This is a genomic window from Clostridium drakei (genome assembly GCF_000633595.2).
In the GTDB taxonomy this organism is placed as follows: domain Bacteria; phylum Bacillota; class Clostridia; order Clostridiales; family Clostridiaceae; genus Clostridium_AM; species Clostridium_AM drakei.
The window spans coordinates 1-22,863 of record NZ_JIBU02000053.1; the positions used below are offsets into that span (position 1 = coordinate 1).

At 30.1% G+C, this 22,863-nt stretch carries 17 protein-coding genes and 1 other annotated feature; all 17 genes read right to left on the minus strand.

All coding sequences use genetic code 11. From position 1 onward, the window contains the following. Positions 1 to 94: 94 nt before the first annotated feature. A complete protein-coding gene (locus EG57_RS0221805; protein WP_032079210.1) occupies positions 95 to 853 on the minus strand; it encodes an exodeoxyribonuclease III in 759 nt (252 codons plus the stop codon). A gap of 154 nt (positions 854 to 1,007) precedes the next feature. Further along, on the minus strand, positions 1,008 to 2,240 hold the full coding sequence (ilvA, locus tag EG57_RS0221810) for a threonine ammonia-lyase (RefSeq protein ID WP_032079211.1): 1,233 nt from the start codon (positions 2,238 to 2,240) through the stop codon (positions 1,008 to 1,010). A gap of 290 nt (positions 2,241 to 2,530) precedes the next feature. After that, positions 2,531 to 2,819, minus strand: a binding site (T-box leader). Between the two features lie 68 nt (positions 2,820 to 2,887). Beyond that, positions 2,888 to 4,171, minus strand: coding sequence for a homoserine dehydrogenase (locus tag EG57_RS26860; protein WP_032079212.1), 1,284 nt, complete (start codon positions 4,169 to 4,171; stop codon positions 2,888 to 2,890). Positions 4,172 to 4,198: 27 nt separating this feature from the next. Next, on the minus strand, positions 4,199 to 5,518 hold the full coding sequence (locus EG57_RS26865) for an aspartate kinase (protein WP_032079213.1): 1,320 nt from the start codon (positions 5,516 to 5,518) through the stop codon (positions 4,199 to 4,201). A 75-nt stretch (positions 5,519 to 5,593) separates the two neighbouring features. Further along, positions 5,594 to 6,502: a homoserine kinase gene (gene thrB / locus EG57_RS0221825; RefSeq protein WP_032079214.1), complete on the minus strand. Its 909-nt coding sequence runs from the start codon at positions 6,500 to 6,502 to the stop codon at positions 5,594 to 5,596. Between the two features lie 9 nt (positions 6,503 to 6,511). Beyond that, positions 6,512 to 7,993, minus strand: a complete 1,482-nt coding sequence (gene thrC / locus EG57_RS0221830) for a threonine synthase (protein WP_032079215.1) — start codon at positions 7,991 to 7,993, stop codon at positions 6,512 to 6,514. A gap of 351 nt (positions 7,994 to 8,344) precedes the next feature. Then, the gene (gene xylB / locus EG57_RS0221835; RefSeq protein WP_032079216.1) at positions 8,345 to 9,844 is read right to left on the minus strand and encodes a xylulokinase; all 1,500 of its coding nucleotides are present in this window, start codon (positions 9,842 to 9,844) and stop codon (positions 8,345 to 8,347) included. Between the two features lie 119 nt (positions 9,845 to 9,963). Next, a complete protein-coding gene (locus EG57_RS0221840; protein ID WP_032079217.1) occupies positions 9,964 to 10,509 on the minus strand; it encodes a D-lyxose/D-mannose family sugar isomerase in 546 nt (181 codons plus the stop codon). A gap of 18 nt (positions 10,510 to 10,527) precedes the next feature. Then, positions 10,528 to 11,391, minus strand: a complete 864-nt coding sequence (locus EG57_RS0221845) for a class II fructose-bisphosphate aldolase (RefSeq protein ID WP_032079218.1) — start codon at positions 11,389 to 11,391, stop codon at positions 10,528 to 10,530. Positions 11,392 to 11,407: 16 nt separating this feature from the next. After that, entirely contained in the window at positions 11,408 to 12,427 is a 1,020-nt protein-coding gene (locus tag EG57_RS0221850) for a carbohydrate kinase family protein (protein ID WP_032079219.1), read from the minus strand. Between the two features lie 24 nt (positions 12,428 to 12,451). Continuing rightward, on the minus strand, positions 12,452 to 13,444 hold the full coding sequence (locus EG57_RS0221855; RefSeq protein ID WP_032079220.1) for an ABC transporter permease: 993 nt from the start codon (positions 13,442 to 13,444) through the stop codon (positions 12,452 to 12,454). Between the two features lies 1 nt (position 13,445). Then, complete coding sequence (locus EG57_RS0221860) at positions 13,446 to 14,936, minus strand: sugar ABC transporter ATP-binding protein (RefSeq protein WP_341350126.1); 1,491 nt, start codon at positions 14,934 to 14,936, stop codon at positions 13,446 to 13,448. Between the two features lie 89 nt (positions 14,937 to 15,025). Beyond that, positions 15,026 to 15,994: a sugar ABC transporter substrate-binding protein gene (locus EG57_RS0221865; RefSeq protein WP_032079221.1), complete on the minus strand. Its 969-nt coding sequence runs from the start codon at positions 15,992 to 15,994 to the stop codon at positions 15,026 to 15,028. A gap of 830 nt (positions 15,995 to 16,824) precedes the next feature. Further along, positions 16,825 to 18,591, minus strand: a complete 1,767-nt coding sequence (locus EG57_RS0221870) for a sensor histidine kinase (protein ID WP_032079222.1) — start codon at positions 18,589 to 18,591, stop codon at positions 16,825 to 16,827. A gap of 637 nt (positions 18,592 to 19,228) precedes the next feature. Continuing rightward, positions 19,229 to 20,233 carry a galactofuranose ABC transporter, permease protein YjfF gene (gene yjfF, locus EG57_RS0221875; protein WP_032079223.1) on the minus strand — a complete coding sequence of 335 codons (1,005 nt, stop codon included), beginning with the start codon at positions 20,231 to 20,233 and terminating at the stop codon, positions 19,229 to 19,231. Then, positions 20,230 to 21,267, minus strand: a complete 1,038-nt coding sequence (locus tag EG57_RS0221880) for an ABC transporter permease (RefSeq protein WP_032079224.1) — start codon at positions 21,265 to 21,267, stop codon at positions 20,230 to 20,232. The genes yjfF and EG57_RS0221880 overlap by 4 nt, the downstream gene beginning before the upstream one ends. Beyond that, complete coding sequence (locus tag EG57_RS0221885) at positions 21,257 to 22,792, minus strand: sugar ABC transporter ATP-binding protein (RefSeq protein WP_032079225.1); 1,536 nt, start codon at positions 22,790 to 22,792, stop codon at positions 21,257 to 21,259. The genes EG57_RS0221880 and EG57_RS0221885 overlap by 11 nt, the downstream gene beginning before the upstream one ends. Positions 22,793 to 22,863: the final 71 nt, after the last annotated feature.

Sequence of the window (22,863 nt, forward strand, 5' to 3'; positions counted from 1 at the left end):
TGAAGTGAGTTTTCCTTCACAGCATATATCAGCCGGAATACAGTTGAAAGTTACTTCGCTTTACATACGCTTAAGTCGCAATATTTTTAGATTATTACTTATCTAAAATAACAAGTTCTACAGGACAATGGTCTGATCCCATAACTTCGGTGTGAATGTCTGCATTAACTAACCTTTCCTTTAAGCAATCTGAAACACAAAAATAGTCTATACGCCAACCAGCATTATTTTTTCTAGCATTAAATCTATAAGACCACCAAGAATATACTCCTTGTTTATCTGGATTAAAATACCTATAAGTATCAATAAATCCATTGCTTAAAAGTTCAGTAAACTTTTCTCTTTCTTCATCTGTAAATCCAGCATTCTTCCTATTTGTTTTAGGATTTTTAAGATCTATTTCCTTGTGAGCCACATTTAAATCTCCACACATGATTACAGGTTTTTTCTTTTCCAAAGACTTTAAATAATCTCTAAAATCATTTTCCCATTTCATTCTATATTCTAATCTAGCTAACTGATCCTTAGAATTAGGTGTGTATACTGTTACAATATAAAAATCATCAAATTCTAAAGTAATAACTCTGCCTTCTTTATCATGTTCTTCTATACCAATTCCATATTTAAAATTCAACGGTTTCTTTTTTGTAAATATAGCTGTGCCAGAATATCCTTTCCTTTCAGCATAATTCCAATACTGACGATATCCATCTAACTCCAATTCTATTTGACCTTCTTGTAATTTACTTTCTTGAATACAAAATATATCTGCTTGCGTCTCTTTAAAATAATCTAAAAATCCCTTAGTGACACATGCTCTAATGCCATTTACATTCCATGATATTAATTTCAAAATACATACCTCCAATGTTATCTTTTAGTAAATCATGAAATTTACCATACAAACTTTCTAGCTAACAATATAAGCATAATACGAAGTATTATGCTTATATTATGATAAAATTCACAAGTAAATTATAACACAGATTTCACTAATTATTTCAATATTAATATACCTTATCTACATTATAGCCTTCTTCATTCAAGGCTTTCACTATTTCTTCTATATGATCTTGTCCATTTGTCTCTACTGTAACTTCTAAAGCTACATGTTTTAATCTATCAATAGCCTTAAACTGATTGTGATCTAATTTTATTACATTAGCCCCTTTATCTGATAATATTTTAGATATCTTAACTAATTGTCCTGGAGTATCTTGAAGTTTGACTGAGAAGCAGAATATTCTTCCTCTTGAAAATAATCCATGATTTAAAAGTGATGCTATAGTTACCACATCTATATTTCCACCACTTATTAAAGAAACTACTTTTTTACCTTTAAAATCTAATCTCTTTAAAGCAGCTAATGACATTACTCCTGTTGCCTCTGCTACAAGTTTATGTTTTTCTAGAAGAATAAATACAGCTTCCATAAGTTCTTGATCACTTACTGTAACAATTTCATCTACATGCTTTTTAATTACTTCAAATGTAATATCTCCTGGCTGTTTAACTGCTGCTCCATCTGCAATAGTATCTATGGCATCTGCATAAGTTAATTTACCAGTATTAAAAGATATCTGCATAGGATTTGCATTTTCTCCTTGAACTCCTATTACTTTTATATTAGGATTAATAGCTTTAGCTGCTGTTGATATACCACTTATTAGTCCGCCGCCGCCAATTGGTACTAATATAGCATCTACATCTTTTAACTCTTCCATAACTTCAAGTGCTATAGTTCCTTGACCAGCCATTACATCCACATCATTAAATGGATGAACAAAAGTATATCTATGCTCTTTTTCTAGTCTTTTAGCTTCCTCATAAGCTTCATCATAAACTTTTCCCTTTAAAACTACATTAGCCCCATAATTTTTTGTAGCTTGTACTTTTATTAATGGTGTGGTTTCAGGCATAACAATAGTCGCCTTAATTCCAAGCTTATTTGCAGCATAAGCAACTCCCTGTGCATGGTTACCTGCTGAAGATGCTATTAATCCTTTCTTTTTCTGTTCTTCAGTCAATTTGCATATCTTATTTAATGCTCCTCTTAATTTAAAAGCTCCAGTAATCTGAAGATTTTCTGGCTTTATATAAACCTCATTTCCACTTTCACGACTAAACTCTGAACTATATATTAATTTTGTATTTACACATATATCCTTTATTCTTTCTTTAGCCTCTTTTACATCACTTAATGTTAAATATTCCTTATCTACTACTAAATTTTCTTTCATTTTTATTGCCCCCTTCTATTTACTTTTAACTTTTGTTACTAGTTTTGTGTTTTGCCCCAATTTTCCAAAAATTCCTCCTTATCCTATTTTTTTAGTTTTATATGTAATTTTCTTGAAATACTGCTAAATTATATATCATCATAATTCTTAACGTTATAACTATGCCTTGATATAGTAGGTAAGTTAATCTACGTTGCTTTAACATGATCTAAAAGTAATTTAAACAGTATTTAACAATTTACTTACAATAAAAAAATCTTTCATCCTTAAAAGCATAATTATCTTATACTTATAAGGACGAAAGATTAAACTTCCGTGGTACCACCTTAATTGCAATTAGCTACACTAACTGCCACTTATTATCAGGTCAACTCTAAACAACTTAACTATATAAATCTATTATTTATAGTGAACCCTAACCATATATCGCTGGTAAACGTCTTTACTTACTTGACAAAAGTCTTTCAATTAAGAAGCTCCGGAGTGATCATTATATATTCACATTAACACTAACTTTCACCTAACGCTAGCTCTCTTTAGTTAACCATCAAATACCTTTTTCTCCATCTCTGCTTTACATATTAAATTTATAAATTATTAACTTGTTAGTAATTATATTTTAATTTTGATAGGTTGTCAATATACTTTTAATTTAATTCTTCAATTCTAATTACATTCTTAATTTTATCAACTATTTCCAAACTCTTTATTTCCTCTAGAGATTTATTGACATTTCCTTCTATAGTTTCATGAGTAACAAGAACTAATGATACAAAATCTTCTTTTTTAGGTTTTTGTATAAATGATAAAATACTCACTTCATTTTTTCCAAGTATAGTAGCTATCTTTCCTAGAACTCCTGGCATATCTTTTACTGTAATTCTTAAATAGTACTGAGATTTAATTTCTGATGAACTAGCTATTTCTCTATTATTGTATTTTATATCCTCAGTATTTACACCTTCTCTATCATTTCTTAAAACGGATATGATATCTCCAACTACAGCACTTCCTGTTGGAAGTTCTCCAGCTCCTCTTCCGCAAAGCATCAAATCTCCAACTGCATTTCCCTTAATAAGAATTGCATTAAAGGAATCATTAACATTAGCTAAAGTATGAATTGCAGGAATCATTGTTGGATGCACTCTAACTTCCAATTTTCCATTTACATCCTTAACTATAGCTAAAAGCTTTATAACATATCCTAATTCTTTAGCATATTCTATATCCTTAGGTCTTATCTTAGTTATACCTTCTACATATACATTATCTACATTTACCTTTGTTTCAAAGGCTAAAGTAGTTAAAATAGACAATTTATAAACTGCATCAAAGCCCTCTACATCAGAAGTCGGATCTGCTTCTGCATAACCTTTTTGCTGTGCCTCTTTAAGTGCACTTTCAAAGTCCATACCCTCTAAAGTCATTTTAGTTAATATATAATTTGTAGTTCCATTTATTATCCCAACAACCTCTTCTATTTTATTAGCTGTTAAGCTTTCATTTATGCTGTTTATTACAGGAATCCCCCCCGCTACACTAGCTTCAAAGTTTACAATAACGCCCATTTTGTGTGCTTCTTCAAAAATTTGTTCTCCATTAGTTGCAATAAGCAATTTATTCGCAGTCACTACATGTTTTTTATTTTTTATAGCATTTAATATATATTGCTTAGCAGGTTCTAATCCACCTATAACTTCTACTACAATTTTTATACTATCATCATTGAATATTTCATCTGCATTAGTGGTTAGAATTTCACCAGGTACATCTACTCCTCTATTTTTTCCTGTATCTCTTACAAGTATCTTCGCAATTTCTATATCATAACCTGCTCTTTTGATTATAGTTTCCCTATTGTTCTTTAATATATTCCAAACACCTTTTCCAACATTTCCTAAACCTAGTAACGCAATTCTAACCTTTTCCATAATTATTACTCCTCTCATTTACACAAGCTAATTTACAAAAGCTCTATATATAGATCTAAGACCTTTTTCAAAATCATCATTTTCAACACCTACAGTAATGTTTATTTCACTAGATCCTTGATTTATCATTCTAATGTTTACATCACCTTTAGCAAGGCCACTAAATACCTTTGATGATATTCCTTTTGTTCTATCCATACCTTTACCTACAGTGGCTATAAGTGCCATATTAGGATGAACATCTATAGAATCTGGATTACATTGTCTTTTTATTTCTTCCAATATATTATCCAATTTATCTCCAAGTTGCTCTTCCTCTATTACTAATGAAACCGAATCTATACCAGATGGCATATTTTCAAAAGATACTCCATTACCTTCTAATATAGAAAGAAGTTTTCTACAAAAACCTTGTTCTGAATTCATAAGCATTTTTTGTACAGCTATAACTGTAAAGCCTTTTTTACCTGCTATACCTGTAATAGTTCCACTATAGTTTATTGGTTTATTATCATCTACAATTAAAGTTCCTTTATCCTGCGGCCTATTAGTATTTCTTATATTTATAGGTATGCATACATCCCTAATCGGAAATATGCTTTCTTCATGAAGTACTTTTGCTCCCATATAAGAAAGTTCTCTAAGTTCTTTATAAGTTATAACTTCTATTGGTTTAGCATCTTCAACTATATTGGGATCTGCCATTAAAAAGCCTGAAACATCTGTCCAATTTTCATAAAGATCTGCTTGAGAACACCTTGCAATTACAGCTCCTGTTACATCAGATCCTCCTCTTGTAAAAGTTTTTATATTTTCATCAGGCATAGCACCATAAAATCCTGGTATAACTGCTCTCTCAACATTTGCCATTCTTTCTTTAAATGCTATTTCTGTAGCTTCTAAGTCCAAAGTTTTGTACTTCTTAAAACATATAACTTCTGCTGCGTCTACGAATTCATATCCAAGATAAGATGCTAAAATCAATCCATTTAAATATTCCCCTCTACTTGCTGTATAATCTGCTGAAGCTCCTTGTTCTATCTTACTTTTTATTTGATCCAAATATTTTTTTATATCTATATTAACTTCTAATTCCTTTGCCAAAGTAACATATCTATCTTCTATAAGCCTAAAAACATCTTCAAAGGATATACTATTTTGTGCATGTGCATGGCACAAATATAAGAGATCTGTTATTTTATAATCCTTTTTAAATCTCTTTCCTGGTGCAGAAGGTACAATATATCTTCTTTTATCATCATCTAAAACTATATTTTTTACTTTTCTAAATTGATCACTATCTGCAAGTGAACTTCCTCCAAATTTAGCTACAACTATATTACTCATTATTAGCCCCCCGTTTATTTTAGTTAAAAATTAATAGTTAAAGAATGAAATTTATTTTAACTATTGATTATTAACTTAACTACATTTAGTTAATTCTGCTTCTCTATTTACAATAACTCCTTGATTTTCTATTTTAAGTTCTTTTACTGCCCACTTACTTTCCAAATTATTCAAAAACTTCTGAATATTTTTAGAAAAATCATTATCCTCTTCCTTAAGCATAACCATAATTGTTGGACCTGCCCCACTTAAAAATACACCCAAACAATTAAGCTTTTCACATTGTTCCTTTACAGAATAAAAATTTTCTATTAGCTGTGCTCTATAATCTTGATGTAACTTGTCTTTACAAGCAAATTTAAGCAAATGAAAATCTCCATTATTCAATGCACTTATTAATAGTGCAGTTCTTCCTATATTATAAATTCCTTGTTTATACTCTACATTTTTAGGCAATACTGCTCTTGCCTTTTCTGTAGACAATGTAAAATTAGGTATAAGTGCGCAAAACTTAATGCCTTCTTTTATATTTACTTTATTATAAACAACTTCTTCACCTTCAGATATAGAAACAGTCATACCTCCACAAAATGCTGGATTTATATTATCAGGATGCCCTTCAACTTCCACTGCCAAATCTAAAAGCTGTTGATTATCTAAAACTCTTCCTGCTAATTCATTAGCACAAACAACTCCTCCTATTACACAAGCAGCACTACTTCCAAGTCCTCTTGATACAGGTATTTCACTTTCTATCTTTATCTTCAAGCCTTTAGGTTTATAACCTATTTTTTCAAAACATCTTTTCATAGCTCTGTATATTAAATTATCTTCATTTTTAAATTTGTCATCGCAGCCTTCAAAGATAAGACCTTCTTCAATTTCTTCTACAATAAATTTATTATACATATTAACTGCTATTCCAAGGCAATCAAATCCAGGACCCATATTTGCACTTGTAGCAGGCACTCTAACTTCTACCATAAATATCACCTACATCCTTAAAAATTTTTTAATAACTTCCTTCATTTCGTACTTTTCACAGGTTGTACTATGATGAATTTCTTTTTTATCTAATCCATATATACCTTTTGGTATTTCAAGTTTCATTTTCTTTGATAAATTTTGTACCATTTCAAATTCGGAAGCGCCTTCATCTGCAAATTTTAACACTTCATTTATGCTCTTTGGAAACTTAAACGGACTTGCTGTTGAAGCTATTACTGAAACACTTTCATCTCCTGTATTTTTCTTGTATTTTTCATAAACATCGTAAGCTACTGCAGTATGAGTATCTATAACATATTTAGATGTTTCATAAGCCTTTCTAATTGATTCAAGAGTTTCTTTCTCTGTAGCAAAATCTCCATAAAGCACTTTCAAATTTTCCTTCATAACCTTTGTTATTTCATACTTTCCTTCTTTTTTAAGCTGTTTCATAAACATATTTATAAGTTCTTCATTTCTATCGCTTATTTCATATAAAAATCTTTCTAAGTTACTTGATATTAAAATATCCATTGAAGGAGAATTAGTTACAGAAAATTCTCTTTTTCTATCATAAATTCCTGTATTTATAAAATCTGTAAGAACTTTATTTTCATTAGATGCACAAATGAACTTTCCTATATTAACGCCCATTTGCTTAGCATAAAAAGCTGCTAGTATATTTCCAAAATTTCCTGTAGGGACAACTACGTTTATGCTTTCCCCATCTTTAATCTTTTTATTTTTTAATAAATTTACATATGAATAAACATAATAAACTATTTGGGGTACAAGTCTTCCTATATTTATTGAATTTGCAGAAGAAAACATATATCCTTTTTCATTTAAATTTTCATTAAATTCTTTATCTGCAAATATATCCTTAACTCCACTTTGAGCATCATCAAAATTTCCTTCTATACCTACCACAAATGTGTTTTCACCTTCTTGAGTAATCATTTGTCTTCTCTGAATTTCACTTACACCATGTTCTGGATAAAACACTATAATTTTTGTTCCGTCTACATCATGAAATCCTTCTAAAGCCGCTTTTCCAGTATCACCTGATGTAGCTGTAAGTATAACTATTTCCTTTTTTACACCTAATTTATTAGCTGCTGTTTTTAAAAGATATGGTAATACACTCAATGCCATATCTTTAAAGGCTAGCGTACTTCCATGATAAAGTTCTAAAAAATATGCTCCTGACTTGTACACCAATGGTGCTATTTTAGGAGTCTCAAATTTTTCATCATAAGCTTTATCTATACAATCTTTAAGTTCATCATCACTGAAATCATCAAAATACTTTTTCATAATATATAATGCAAGTTCCTGATAACTCATATTTTCTAATTCTTCAAAAGGTCTGGTTATCTTAGGAAACTTCTCTGGTATATATAATCCACCATCTTCAGCTATTCCTTTTATTATTGCTTCCGATGACTTTACAACTTTTCCTTTTCCTCTGGTGCTTTTGTATAACATTTATTAGCCCCCTTTTAAGTTAACTTTTTATATATTTTATTTATGTATATTTAGCTATGCTATATATAATATAATGTTTGTGTTAAAAAATCAAGTGTTTTTTTTAGGCGTACACTTTGTATGTATTTGTTTTACTTAAAACCTTTACAAACCAAGTATTTATCAGTATTTTCACGCAATTCTTTCTTTAGATTTCTAAATAATTAAAAATAGCAAATTCATAATATGAATTAAATATATAAATTAAAAAGGTATGAACTTAATATTTCTCCAAAATTAATTTCAAGAAATCTAAATTCATACCCAAATCAAAATTTATCATTTAAAATTATATTATAATTATCATTTTACTTATAAAACTTTATTTAATCTCTTAAAAGAGTCTTTTAACACAAAATATAAATCTTTATATATATCATAAACTTTTTCGTACTTTTTTACATTTTCCTTTATTGGTATAATAGTTTCAGTAACCTTGATTAATTTACAACAAGCTTCATCTACAGTTTTATAAAGTCCACATGCTGCAGATGCTAATATTGCTGCACCATAAGCTGGTCCTTCCTCAGAATTTATAATTTGAACCTTTACATTAAATATATCTGCAACAATTTGTCTCCATAATGGACTTTTAGCACCACCACCACTTAACCTAACTTCATTTATAGGTATCTTTATACTTTTTAAAATTTCTAGCGAATCCTTAAGTCCAAAACATACTCCCTCTAATATTGATCTAGTAATATCACCACGTTTGTGAGTAATATTAAGTCCAATTATAGTTCCTTTAGCATCTGGATCGCTATGAGGAGTTCTCTCTCCCATAAGATATGGCAAAAATATCAATCCACCTGCACCTATTTTTGATTCACCAGCTTCATAAAGTAATTTTTCAAAAGGACTTTCCTTTAAATCTTTATTTACATTTTCTACCCACCATTTGAGGCATGAAGCAGCTGAAAGCATTACTCCCATTTGATGCCATTTTCCATTAGCATGACAGAAAGAATGTAATCTGCTTTCCTCATCCACACTGTAATCATCACTGCTCGCAAAAACTACTCCAGAAGTTCCAAGTACTACAGAAAGCGTACCTGCCTTTACAGTTCCTGTTCCTACAGCTCCAGCCGCCTGATCTCCAGCACCTGCTGCCACTATAGCTGTAGATGAAATACCTGTATAATTTGCAACTTCTTTTGATATTTCTCCAATTATCTCTGAAGATTCATAAACCTTAGGAAGAAATTCCTCTTTTATTTGAAGCAGTTTTAGCATTTCCTGTGACCAAGCTCTATTTTTTACATCAAACATCAATGTACCTGAAGCATCTGAAACATCTGTAGCAATTTTTCCTGTTAATTTAAAATTCATATAATCCTTTGGAAGCAAAATATGAGCTATTTTATTAAATATATGAGGTTCATGTTTTTTAACCCATAATAGCTTTGGAGCAGTAAAACCAGTTAATGCTTTGTTACCTGTATAAAGAGAAAGCTTATCTCTTCCAACTTCATTGTTTAAATAATCACATTCCTCTTGAGTTCTCTGATCACACCATAATATAGCAGGTCTTAAAACATTACAATCCTTATCCAAAAGCACCAAACCATGCATTTGTCCGCTCAATCCAATACCATCTATAGATTTATACTGAGAATCTGCTTTATATACTATCTCCTTTAGCCCTTCTTTAACAGCATTCCACCAATCTTCAGGATCTTGTTCTGCAAAGCCAACCTTAGGATAATGTACATCATATTCCTTACTATTAGAAGCAACCACTTGTCCATTTTCATTCATGATTACTATCTTTACTGAAGATGTGCCTAAATCAATCCCTAGGAAATTCATGAAAATCACCCCTTTATTTATTAATAAAAACTCCGTTTAAATTTATTTATTCAACAGACAATTGACAGAGGACAGTGGATGTAAGAAAAAAACTCACCTTCATTGTCCTCTGTCCTCTGTCAATTGTCCTCTATTTTAGTAATACGATTAATTCTTGCATCTGTAAATATATCAGTTTCATCCATACTCTTTGTAGAGAACTCAGAAACTACTGCACCTTCTTTTCCACCTACAAACCAATGGAGAGTATTAGGTTTTATTGTATATTGTTCACCAGGATTTAATTCTATTTCATGAAATACAGTATAATATTTTTCATCACCAGCTGGTGGTGCAGCTTTTCTATTTTCTGTTACTTCTCCTTCAACATATAAATATACCTTTCCATATCTACATCTGAAGGTTTCTTCTTTACCAAGTTTATTGCTTACAGAAGGATGTCTATGTTCAGGACATGTTTGATTTGATAATAATACCATTTCCTTTGAACATACTCTTTCCGTATTAACATAGATGACTAACTGTAATCCAGTCCTATAAATATCATTGAGTCCAAAATCAGAAACTTCTATATTTTCTTTTTCCTTATCTGTTAAAACTATATGTGCTTTTTCATAATACTCAGTAACAATCTTTTGCAATTTTTTATAATCTTCTACTTTCATAATATCCTCCTGCACAAATTAACACATTTTATTGAAAACTTTCATAGCTTTCATAGCATCCTGCTTCATAGCTTCAATGGCTAGACAAGTAATATCATGATAAAAAACATCCTCTTCTGAAGCATTTATCTTTTTTCTTATGGCTTCTCCTGCAGCACGGGACATATAAGTATAGTAATTAATTTTTCTAACTCCTCTTTCAATTACTTTACGATAATCATCCTCACTAACACCAGATCCACCATGCATAACAATAGGTAACTGAGATTTTTTACGAATTTCACTTAATCTTTCATAATCCAGCTTTGGAGTTTTTAAATATATTCCATGAGCAGTACCAAAGGAAGCTGCAAGAGCATCAATATTTGTCTTTTTAACAAAATCAGCAGCCAAATCTGGATTTGTGTAAAGATCTTTATTTTCTGAGCCTTCCTCTGCTCCAATTTTCTCTCCACCTACACCTGACGTAGTCATAATTCCAAGTTCTGCTTCTACGGAAACTCCTTTTAAATGAGCATCTTTTACTACCTGACATGTTAATTCTACATTTTTTTCATAAGGTAAACTTGAACCATCAAACATTACTGAAGTAAATCCAATCTCCATTGCTTTATAAATTAAATCCAAACTACTGCCATGGTCTAAATGAACACATACAGGTACCTTTGCAGCTTTGGCAGCCTGCAGCATAATAGGTCCTATTATTTCTATAGGAACAATTGATTCATGAACTTCTGCATGAGAAATTATAACTGGCACCTTTAATTCTTCTGCTCCAGCTATTACTGCCCTTACAGCTTCTAAGGTTGGAGTATTAAATGCACCTACTGCATATTCTTTTTTCTCCGCATCCTCAAGTAAATTACAAAGACTAACTAACATTTCTTCTACCTCCAATTTATATTTCTAGTGTAGGCTGTTTAGGCATGGTATTGTATAATTCTAAAATTTCCTTTATATTTTTCACACCACTAGTACTGTCTACTGATGAAAGTGAACAAGCTGCTGTTGCAGTACCAACTTCCATTGCACTATTTATGGAATATCCCATATAAGCTGCATACAATACCCCTGCTACATAGGCATCTCCAGCTCCTACCGTTCCTTTAATGTATACTTTTGGCAAAAGTAAAGATGGTCTTACATAGTAATTTCCTTTTTCATCTATTCCAAAACTGGATTCTGGAGTATGAATAATAGCCCACTGATTAACTCCCATATTCATCAACGTTTTAAGAACGTCCAAAATATTTTCCACAATTAATTTTCCATCTTCATCTCTAAGATTTATCCCTGTGGTTTTTCCCGCTTCAATTTCATTTAAAATACAATAATCAGTATACTTAAGACTTGGCGGCACTAATTTTTTATATCTGTCACTTTCTTCACTAACCACATCTATAGAAGTCTTTATTCCTTTTTCCTTCGCCCTACAGAGTACCCTTGCCATAACAGTTCCATACTCTTGATCTTCAGCATCCATTCCATCCAAAAGCAATATATAACCTACATGCAAAATATCTGCTTCCAAAGTCTCCAAAGAAAAATGTCTTTCTGAAAATTCACTGCTTACTCCTCTATACATGAAGAAAGTACGAGTTTTATCACTTTCATCACTCATCACATCTGTAAAAGAAGTTTTACCTTGTCTTAAAACTCTTTTTAAATTTATATTAGGAAATTGACCTAAAGTTTTTAGTACAAAATCCCCCATATCATCTGCACCAATAAGTCCTATTGCTTTCAAAGGGACACTAGAATCTATTCTAGCTAAATCTATAATGCAATTGCACACAGCACCACCTAAAGAACTATTTACTTCTCGAATAGTAGTCAATTTAGATTTTTGCGGATAAACATCAATTTTTTTTAGATTATCCACTATTAAATTACCTGCAATAGCAATTCCTTTTTTCATGTGTTCCCTCCTAAATATTAAAAGCTAAAATTTTGCTTTTTTCTTTTTTAATGCATCTACATAAACAGCAATTAAAATTACAACACCTTTTACTATATACTGCCAGAAAGAGTCAACATTCATAAGGTTAAGTCCATTACTTAATACTCCTATTACTAATCCACCAATTACAGTTCCACCCATTTTTCCAGAACCACCACTCATGCTTGTACCTCCAAGTACAACAGCTGCAATGGCATCCATTTCTGCTCCATTACCTGCAGTTGGCTGTCCTGAAAACATACGAGATGCAAGCACAATACCAGCAATAGCTGCCATAAGTCCACTAAAAGCATATGGGAAGAAAAGTACTTTATCTATTTTTATACCTGAAAATCTTGCAGCTTCACGATTTCCACCTACAGCATAAATATGTCTTCCTAATTTTGTTTTATTCATTATAAGTACTGAAATAATAAGTATAATAATTAAATAGAATACTGGGGTTGGAAGAAAGTTAAATACATATCCTGATCCTATAAAATTAAATCCATCCGACATAACACGTATTGGTTTTCCACCAGTATATACATAAGCAGCTCCACGAGCTATATTCATAGTTGCTAAAGTAACTATGAAAGGTGGTATAGTAGTTTTTGCAACAACTAGTCCATTAAATACGCCTATAACTACTCCTGATAGTAAACCAGCTATTACAGCCACAGCTACAGGAGCTCCTTGGAATGCAATCAAGCCACCTGTAACTACTCCTGACAAAGCAATTATAGCTCCTACAGAAAGGTCTATTCCTCCTAAAATAATTACCATAGTCATGGCACAAGCTAAATATAAATTTGTAGATGTTTGTCTAAGTACATTCATTATATTTTTCTGTGAAAGAAATACTGGTGATATAAATGATAAAAGAACACATAAAGCAATAAATCCTATTAAAATTCCAAGGTTTTCTCTTAAAAACTGTACAAAAAAATTTCTTTCTTTTTTCTCCTTTGTTATTGTTTCCGTTTGTAGAGACATATTACATTCCTCCTGTTGCATAATGCATAATTTTTTCTTGTGTGAACTCACCTCGAACTAACTGTCCTGAAACACTTCCATTTGCCATAACTAAAACTCTGTCACTCATGTTAATTATTTCAGGTAATTCTGAAGATATCATAATAATAGATACTCCTGAATTAACTAGTTTGTTCATTATTAAATATATTTCTGCTTTTGCAGCAACATCTACACCTCTTGTAGGTTCATCTAAAATTAGAACCTTAGGTTCAGTAGCCAGCCATCTAGCAATAACAACCTTTTGTTGATTACCACCACTAAGATTTCCAACTAATTGATCTGTAGAAGGAGTTTTAATAGACATTTCTTTTACATATTTATTAGCTATATCATTTTCTTTCTTCTTATCTACTTTAATTAAATTAATAAATTTATCTAAAACTTTTAGAGTAGCATTAAACTTTACACTTTGAATAAGGAATAATCCTTCTTCTTTTCTATTTTCAGGTACCAAGCCAATTCCATAATCCATAGCATCATTAGGACTTTTTATATTAACTTTCTTTCCTTCAACAAAAATTTCACCTGAATCAATAGAGTCAAGCCCAAAAATAGCCCTCATAACTTCTGAACGACCAGCACCCATCAAACCAGCCACCCCTAAAATTTCTCCCTTTTTTACATAAAAGCTTACATCATTTAATACTCCTTCTCTTTTTAAATTTTTTACTTCTAAAATAGTTTCTCCTGGTTCATTATAAGTTCTCGTGTAATAATTAGTAAGTGAACGACCTACCATCATGGCAATCAGTTCATCTTTAGTTGTCTCTTTTGTATTCTTTGTTCCAATATATTCTCCATCTCTCATTACAGTTATTCTATCCGATATTTCGAAAAGTTCAGACATCCTATGTGATATATACACTATACCAACACCATTTTCTTTTAAATTTCTAATTGTTTTAAAAAGGAATTCCACTTCTTTATCAGTTAATGAAGATGTTGGTTCATCCATAACAAGAATTTTTGAATTAAAAGATATAGCTTTTATTATTTCAACCATTTGCTGCTCAGCAACTGTAAGTTCGGCAATTAGAGAAGCTGCATTTATTTTCAATTCAAATGAACTCAACAACTTTTGTGCTTCCTTTATCATAGATTTTATATCTACAAATCCACCAGCACCAGTTAATTCTCTGCCTAGATAAATATTTTCTGCCACCGTCATATATGGAACCAATACTAATTCTTGATGTATTATACTAATTCCAAAAGCTTGAGCATCTTTTACAGATTTAACTTCTACTTTTTCTCCATTAATATATATATCACCTTCATCAATGCTATATATACCACCCAAAACCTTCATTAATGTAGATTTTCCTGCACCATTTTCACCCAACAGCGCATGCACTTCTCCTTTTTTAAGTTCAAAATTAACACCTTTTAATGCATATACTCCTGGAAATCGTTTGTTAACATTTTTCATTTGTAGTAAATTGCCTTCCAAATTTCTTCACCTTCTCTCAATATTTATGTTATTAATATGAGCTTTATTCAAAACTCTGAATAAAGCTCATATTAGTGTTTTAAGTTAAATTATTGCCATCCAGTTGTTCCATATTTAGAAACGTTATCTTTGTTAATTAAGAAAGTTTGAACTGGTGTTTTCTTTTCAACATTTTCTTTATTAAGAACCTTATATCCAAGTTCAGCAGATTTAACACCTATTTGCTTTGGAGATTGTGCACCTGTTCCAACAAATTGTCCTCCACTTGCAATTTCCTTTTTAGCATCTGGTGAACCATCTACACCATAAATTAAAATTTTAGATTGCTTAGCAGATTTACATGCTGCAAGAGCACCAAGGGCTGTAGGATCATTTCCACCCATTATAGCAACTATATCAGAATGAGATTGAAGTATGTCATCAGCTAATTTCATAGATGTTTGTAAGTCACCTTTTCCATCTTGTTCTGCAACTATTGTAAAGTTCTTTCCTTCAATAGCACTCTTAAAACCAGCTATTCTATCATTAATAGAATTCATTGTAGGACAGTTAAGTATAGCTATTTTACCACCATTTGGGTATCGCTTTACAAGATCTTCTCCACATACTTTACCTGCATTTTTGTTATCTGAACCAACGTAAGCAGTTACATAATTCATATCCTTAACTTCTGTATCAAAATTGATTATTGGAATATTAGCCTTTTTTAAAGCTTCAAGTCCAGGTCTAACACCTTCCCAATCAACAGGATTTAAGAATACTGCTTCAACACCCTGTGTAATCATATCATTTATTTGATCGATTTGTTTTGAAACATCCATTGCTGGATCCATAGTAATAAGTTGATCACCATTCTTTTCAACTTCTGCTCTGATAGACTTTTCAAGTACTTGGAAGAATGGGTTATTCATTGTCATACAAGTGTAACCAAATTTGTGTTTTTTCTTAGTAGACGAACTTTGTGATGATCCTGATGAACTAGAACCACAACCTACAAATAATCCAACTACTAAGGAAAGTGATAATACGAGACCTAGTATTTTTCTTGTTTTTTTCATAATATTTCCCCCTTAAGATTTTTTTATTAAACCCTTTTGTTAATTTATCAATAGACTATAGTTAAACCTAGCTATAGTTACATTGATCTTTGTCCACATTACTTTCATAAAGCATTTGTTTTCACAATTGTTTCAAGTTAACGTTTACATAGTATTTAAATAAAGATCATAAAATTATGTACATTCATACGTACATTATGGATAATAAATATTTTCCATTTTCGCCATCTACTAATATTCTTAATTACCATTAAATACAAATATTCTTTTATAAAATATTCTTCATATTTTATAAAAATCCTTCTTTAATATTTACTAATAAGTTTAATAAATAATGTTTTTAAAATTTCAGCTATCTCATAGTATTACCAACAAGAAAAGCTTTACACAAACATCATATTTTTTGATGTATTTTCAGCAAACCTTAAAATACATCTTACTACATCGACTTATGCCATTTTAATACATTCATTAAATATCCATAATTTCTATAATTACGTATAATACTTTTATGTTCTGAATTTTCTACACATACGTACATGTTGTTAATTTAATTTTACATAATTTTATTGTAATGTCAATATGGAAGTATAAAAATTTTAAAAAATTTGCTAAAAAATAATAATAAATTGCATATACTAAAACAACTAAATTCCGCATATATCAACTTTTTACGACTTACTGCAGATATAGAAAATTTTATTAAAAATATTTTTTATCCCATAGCTATTTGTTATATGTATCTATATTTTTTAAATGTACGTACAATCATTTTTGTATAAAATAAAATTAAGATACTATCTATATTTAAGAGACAGTATCCTTTAAATTCATTTTAATATTGGATGCCATATATGTACAGCAGTCCATTTACCATATTTACTAGTATAATAAATACCATATTCTTCTCCATAGTTCAATCTTATTCTTTCATTTACATTAAAACTACCATAACCAATTTTCCTCTTAGAAGAATCCTTTTCCTTCAGTAAATTATTAATTTCTCTTAATTTATCTTTTCTAATTCCTATACCATTATCAATTATTTTAATATGAATTTTCTCATTTTGTATGGAACCTTTAATTATTATTTTTCCCTTTCCTCTCTTTTCCTTTATTCCATGATAAATGGCATTTTCAACTAAAGGTTGAAGTATTAATTTAATTACATTATTTTCAAGAATACTTTCATCTACATCAATTTCATAACTTATTTTATCTTCATATCTAACCTTTTGAATGGTCAAATAACTTTCTACATGTTTTATTTCATATTTCAATTTTATAATTTCATCGCCATTATTTAATCCAATTCTTAAGAGGTTTGTTAAATTTCCGACCATTTCAACAACACCTTCTGCTTCATGTTCTTGTGCCATCCATTGTATAGTATCTAATGTATTATAAATGAAATGTGGCTTTATCTGTGATTGTAAAATATTTATCTCTGCCTTTCTTTTGTTTCTTTCTTCAATATGGACTAATTTTATTAAATTTCTAATTTCTCTAATCATATTATTAAAAGAATTACCAAGTTGTCCTATTTCATCATCATACTTACTATTAAATTGAATATCCAAATTGCCCTCTTCAGTTTTTTTCATAAGTCTTCTTAATTTTGTAATTGGATTAACTATTGTTTTTGTAAAAATTATAGCTAATATTCCAGCTAATATTAAAGTTACTATTGCAATAATTAATGAATAATATTTTATGTAAGTCATTGCTTTTAAACTTTCATCCAGGGGAAATACCCCTACAGTTTTCCACTTCGTGTATTGGGAATCTATATCCATTAATTCATAATTCTTATTTTTTATACTTTTAATGATAATTCCATTTGTTTTATCTAAAAACCACTGCTTCTTTATTCTATAAACCACAGGATTAACTGGAGCATATACTATTTCTCCATTTGAATCCAATATATACACAAAACCTGTTTTTCCAGGTTTAATACTTTCAATAACGCTTTTAATAACATCCAACTTCATATCTATAAGGATTACTCCTATACAATCTCCAGTTTTTTTATCTATTATTGCTTTTGACATAGAAACTACATCATCTGCACAATATTCAAAAATATTATTGATATTACGTCCTACAGGCTTACTAAAAAGCTGCACATTATTAGCACTCTTGGATGCCTGAGTGTACCACTTTTCACTTGTAAGCGGTTCTCTTGATATTCTATACATTGTATCACTCACATACATATCATTAGAATTTACTATTATTATTCCAGCAATTTCAGGATGTAAAGTTGTAAACCTAGTTATTTCTCTAGCAGTATCATCTTCAATATTATTATCCTTATTTATGTTATTAGTACTTAAAAATTTTAGCACTGTAGGATCATATGATAAATAATTAATTATATTTTCTGTATCCTTAATATAGAAATCAACATTATTTGTAATTTGTTTAACCATCTGCTGTGTATTAGCATTTTGCTCATCAGTCATTGAGTTTTTATATATCAAGTTGCTTAAGGTAGTTATTGTGATTACAGGCAATAAAATCACCAGAAAAAAATAAAATATCAGCTTAAAACCTATACTGCTATTTAGAAAAAAGTGTATTATTTTCTTCAATTTTACCCCCCCTAATATAATCTAATTTTAAAAATAACGCGATACAAGATACATGTGGAAGTTTGGATTTTAACTTTTACTACGTGATATATAAAAGTTAAAATCCAAACTAGTAACTTCAAGTGTACGCATTTAACACATTGTTATAGGTAATTTTAGGTAAGTTAAAATTATATTTAATTAAAATTATAGCACTTAAAAATCAAAGCGTATCCTGCTAGAAACTTAATATATTAAATTTAAAAACAAGTTGTTTCTTATTTTATAGAAATATCTCGAAATAGATTTATTGCTTAAATTACTTTTTTACGCAATTAGTAATAAATATAGTATGTATACATGTAACGCACTAAGAAGTAACTTTTAACTGTATAGAGACTGATATATGTTGTGAAGAAAGATTCGAACAAATTTTAGAAGTTCTTTGCTTGAGATATTAAAAAATATCGTAATTTTGCCAGGACGACAAAAGCTCCGAAAGCGACAGGACGCCGCATTTGAGGAGGTAGATATTTTTCAATATCTCAAGCATTAGAACTTCTTAATGAAGTGAGTTTTTCTTCATAACATATATCAGCCGGAATACAGTTAAAAGTTACTTCGCTTATGTCGTATAATGCTTATATTTTAAGTTTCACTAATTTGTAACAATTTTTTTCTTCTCATCTCTAATTACAATAACTCTTTGTAATGCTATAAATATGAATAAAAGCATTCCTACTGCAATTTTTGTCCACCATGAATTAAGTGTACCATTAAACATTATAAGACTTTGAATTATACCTGTAGTCAAAACACCAAATAAAGGTCCTATGGCATAACCAAAACCTCCTGTAAGAATTATGCCACCTACAACGCAAGCTGCAATAGCATCCATTTCCATACCATTACAATGTAATCCATATCCAGAAAGAGTATATATAGTAAAAAGTAATCCTCCAAGCGAAGAACAAAACCCTGATAATGTATAAACAAGTATTTTGGTTTTTGCAACAGGAAGCCCCATAAGTAATGCTGAATTTTCATTACCTCCTATAGCATATACTGTCCTTCCAAATCTTGTATACTTTAAAATATACACTGCTAATGCAACTATTATCAAGCTGACAATTACATTGATTGAAACAAATGCTCCTGGCGCAATTGGTATTCTAAATGCTGAAATTTTTGCAAATGTAGGATCATTAATAGTTATAGTATCTATACTTATAAGGTAGCTTGAACCTCTTGCAAAAAACATACCTGCCAAGGTTACAATCCATGGATGTAAATTAAATTTTTGTATCAAAACACCTTGTACTGTACCAAAAACAATTCCAACAAATAATACAAAAAGAATAACTAAATATGGGTTAACACCTTTTCTAAGTAGATCTGAAGTAATCATGCTTACAAAAGCTATCATTGCTCCTACAGATAAATCAATACCAGCTGTAAGTATAGTTAATGTTTCACCTATGGCTACTACTACCAAATAAGCATTATCTATAAATAAATTTGAAAATACCTGTAGTGAAAAGAAACTATTAAAAAATATAGATCCAATCAAAAATAGTATTAAAAATAATGCTATAGTTGCATAAATTGAAATATATTCTTTATTAAGTTTAAGTTTTATTCCTTTAGAAAACTTTTTTGTCATATACTAGCCGCCTCCTTATCTACAATATTTCTATTTCTCTTATTTAACTTTTTAAAGTATTTTTTAAAGTTATCAGTTTGTATCAAACATACTATTATAACAACAATTGCTTTAACAACAAGTGTAACTTCAGGTGCTACTCCTAAACTATAAATAGTTGTAGTTAAGGTTTGTATAAATATAGCTCCTACTACAGTTCCACCTAAGTAAAACCTTCCACCAGCCATTGAAGTCCCACCTATAACTGTAGCAAGAATTGCATCCAGCTCTAGCCACAAGCCTGCATTGTTAGCATCTGCACTTTTTATGTTAGAGCATATAATTATACCTGCTATACCTGCAAGAATGCCACAAATAACATATAAAGAAAATATGATTTTTTTAGAATTTATTCCTGAATATCTGCTAGCATTATTATTAACTCCAATTGATTCTACAAATAATCCTAGTGCTGTTCTCCTCATCAAGTAACACACAATAAATACAAGCAATGCAGCTATGTATACTGCTACAGGAATAAATAAGTAGCCTGTACCTATAAAAATAAATGCTTTATTAGTAAAAGTTAAAATTTGTCCACCTGTTATTAACTGTGCTATACCTCTACCAACTATATATAATATTAATGTACCGACCATTGGTTGAACTCCAATATAGGCAACCAAAACACCATTCCATATACCACATAGTAAACCTACTATTAATCCTGCAATTATAGCTACAGGTACACTGCCTCCTCTTACTATAACAGTAGCTGAAACAGCTGCACTTATAGCAATTATAGAACCAACTGAAATATCTATTCCTTGAGTTGCAATAACTATTGTCATACCTAATGAGATGAGAATAAGAGGAGCCGAGTGATTAAGTATATCTATCAAACTTCCAAACAAATGTCCATCCTTAATTTGTATACTTAAAAAACCTGGTCTTACAAGAAAGTTAAACAAAATCATTCCAATTAAACATACAAGAGGCCAAAATATCTGATTGTGATAAAATTTTGAAAAAATGCTTTCCGATTTAGCTTGCATAATTACCCTCTCCTCCTTCTGCAATAGTTTTCATAATATTGTCTTCCTGTATATCGTCACCAACTAATTCTCCTATGATTTTTCTGTCTCTAAGTACAAATATTCTATCACAACATCTCACTATTTCTTGAAGCTCAGAAGATATGAATAAAATTGTCATTCCACTTTCAGCTAATTTTAAAATTAATTTTTGAATTTCTCCCTTTGCTCCTACATCAATACCTCTTGTTGGTTCGTCAAGAATTAACAACTTTGGATCTGTTGCAAGCCATCTGGCTAAAATAACCTTTTGTTGGTTTCCACCACTTAAATTATTAATCTTCTGTTCCATACTAGGCGTCTTAATACTTAACAAATCTATATACTTTTTTGCAATTTCTTTTTGTTTCTTCATTGGTAAATGTTTAAATATCCCCCTCTTAGCTTGAAGAGCTAATATAATATTTTCCCTTATTGTAAGATCTCCAACTACACCTGCAACCTTTCTATCTTCTGGACAAAAACCAAATCCTTGTTCAATTGCTTTTTGAGGATAAATATAAGAATATTCTTTACCTGAAATATTAATAGTACCATGATCTGATTTATCTATACCAAATATCAATTTAGCAGTTTCAGTTCTTCCTGAACCAAGTAATCCTGCAAATCCAAGAACTTCTCCAGATTTAATTTTTATATTAAAAGGTTCCATTGTTCCTTTTCTTCCCAATTCATGAGTCTTTACTAAATATTCTATTTCTGATTGTACTTTTGATTTTTTTATTGAATTATTGAGTTTATTCATTTCTTCTAAATCTTTTCCAATCATTTTAGATACTAAATCTATACGAGTAAGTTTTTCAGCATCATATGTTCCAATCAAATTACCATTTCTAAGTACAGTTATTCTATCAGATATTTCATAAACCTGATCCAAGAAATGGGTTACAAATATCATAGACATACCTTCAGACCTTAGTTTTCTCATTACTTCAAATAATTTTTTTACTTCGTTATCATCCAAGCTTGATGTAGGTTCATCAAGTATCAATATTCCCCTTGAAATGTCAACAGCACGTGCAATTGCAACCATTTGCTGAATTGCAACAGAATAAGACGATAATATTTTTTTTACATCTATTTTTAAGTTCAGCCTTTCTTCAAGTAATTTTGATGCATTATTATTAATTGCATTCCAATCAATGCTTCCCCTTTTCTTTGGCTCACGTCCAATATAAATGTTTTCAGCTACACTCAAATTGGAACATAAATTTATTTCTTGATAAACAGTACTTATTCCATGTTCCTGTGCATCCTTTGTAGATGTAACTTTAATTTCTTCTCCATTTAAAGTTATATTGCCTTCATCTATTTCATAAACTCCTGTAAGAACTTTAATAAGTGTTGACTTACCTGCTCCATTTTCCCCCATAAGTGTATGAATTTCACCTTTTCTTAGCTGAAAATTTACATTTGAAAGAGCTTTTACTCCAGGAAATGACTTAGAAATATTCTTCATTTCCAAAATTATATTGTTATTCAGCATTAAAATTCTCCCTCCCTTGGAACAAAATATGTTAAAAAAGTTTATAATATAAGAGCTGGATACTATCAAAG

Excerpts from the sequence above, each read along its gene's own strand:
- ilvA (WP_032079211.1), bottom strand. The coding sequence starts at position 2,240 with ATGAAAGAAAATTTAGTAGTAGATAAGGAATATTTAACATTAAGTGAT.
- EG57_RS26860 (WP_032079212.1), bottom strand. The coding sequence starts at position 4,171 with ATGGAAAAGGTTAGAATTGCGTTACTAGGTTTAGGAAATGTTGGAAAA.
- EG57_RS26865 (WP_032079213.1), bottom strand. The coding sequence starts at position 5,518 with ATGAGTAATATAGTTGTAGCTAAATTTGGAGGAAGTTCACTTGCAGAT.
- thrB (WP_032079214.1), bottom strand. The coding sequence starts at position 6,502 with ATGGTAGAAGTTAGAGTGCCTGCTACAAGTGCAAATATGGGTCCTGGA.
- thrC (WP_032079215.1), bottom strand. The coding sequence starts at position 7,993 with ATGTTATACAAAAGCACCAGAGGAAAAGGAAAAGTTGTAAAGTCATCG.
- xylB (WP_032079216.1), bottom strand. The coding sequence starts at position 9,844 with ATGAATTTCCTAGGGATTGATTTAGGCACATCTTCAGTAAAGATAGTA.
- EG57_RS0221840 (WP_032079217.1), bottom strand. The coding sequence starts at position 10,509 with ATGAAAGTAGAAGATTATAAAAAATTGCAAAAGATTGTTACTGAGTAT.
- EG57_RS0221845 (WP_032079218.1), bottom strand. The coding sequence starts at position 11,391 with ATGTTAGTTAGTCTTTGTAATTTACTTGAGGATGCGGAGAAAAAAGAA.
- EG57_RS0221850 (WP_032079219.1), bottom strand. The coding sequence starts at position 12,427 with ATGAAAAAAGGAATTGCTATTGCAGGTAATTTAATAGTGGATAATCTA.
- EG57_RS0221855 (WP_032079220.1), bottom strand. The coding sequence starts at position 13,444 with ATGTCTCTACAAACGGAAACAATAACAAAGGAGAAAAAAGAAAGAAAT.
- EG57_RS0221865 (WP_032079221.1), bottom strand. The coding sequence starts at position 15,994 with ATGAAAAAAACAAGAAAAATACTAGGTCTCGTATTATCACTTTCCTTA.
- yjfF (WP_032079223.1), bottom strand. The coding sequence starts at position 20,233 with ATGACAAAAAAGTTTTCTAAAGGAATAAAACTTAAACTTAATAAAGAA.
- EG57_RS0221880 (WP_032079224.1), bottom strand. The coding sequence starts at position 21,267 with ATGCAAGCTAAATCGGAAAGCATTTTTTCAAAATTTTATCACAATCAG.
- EG57_RS0221885 (WP_032079225.1), bottom strand. The coding sequence starts at position 22,792 with ATGCTGAATAACAATATAATTTTGGAAATGAAGAATATTTCTAAGTCA.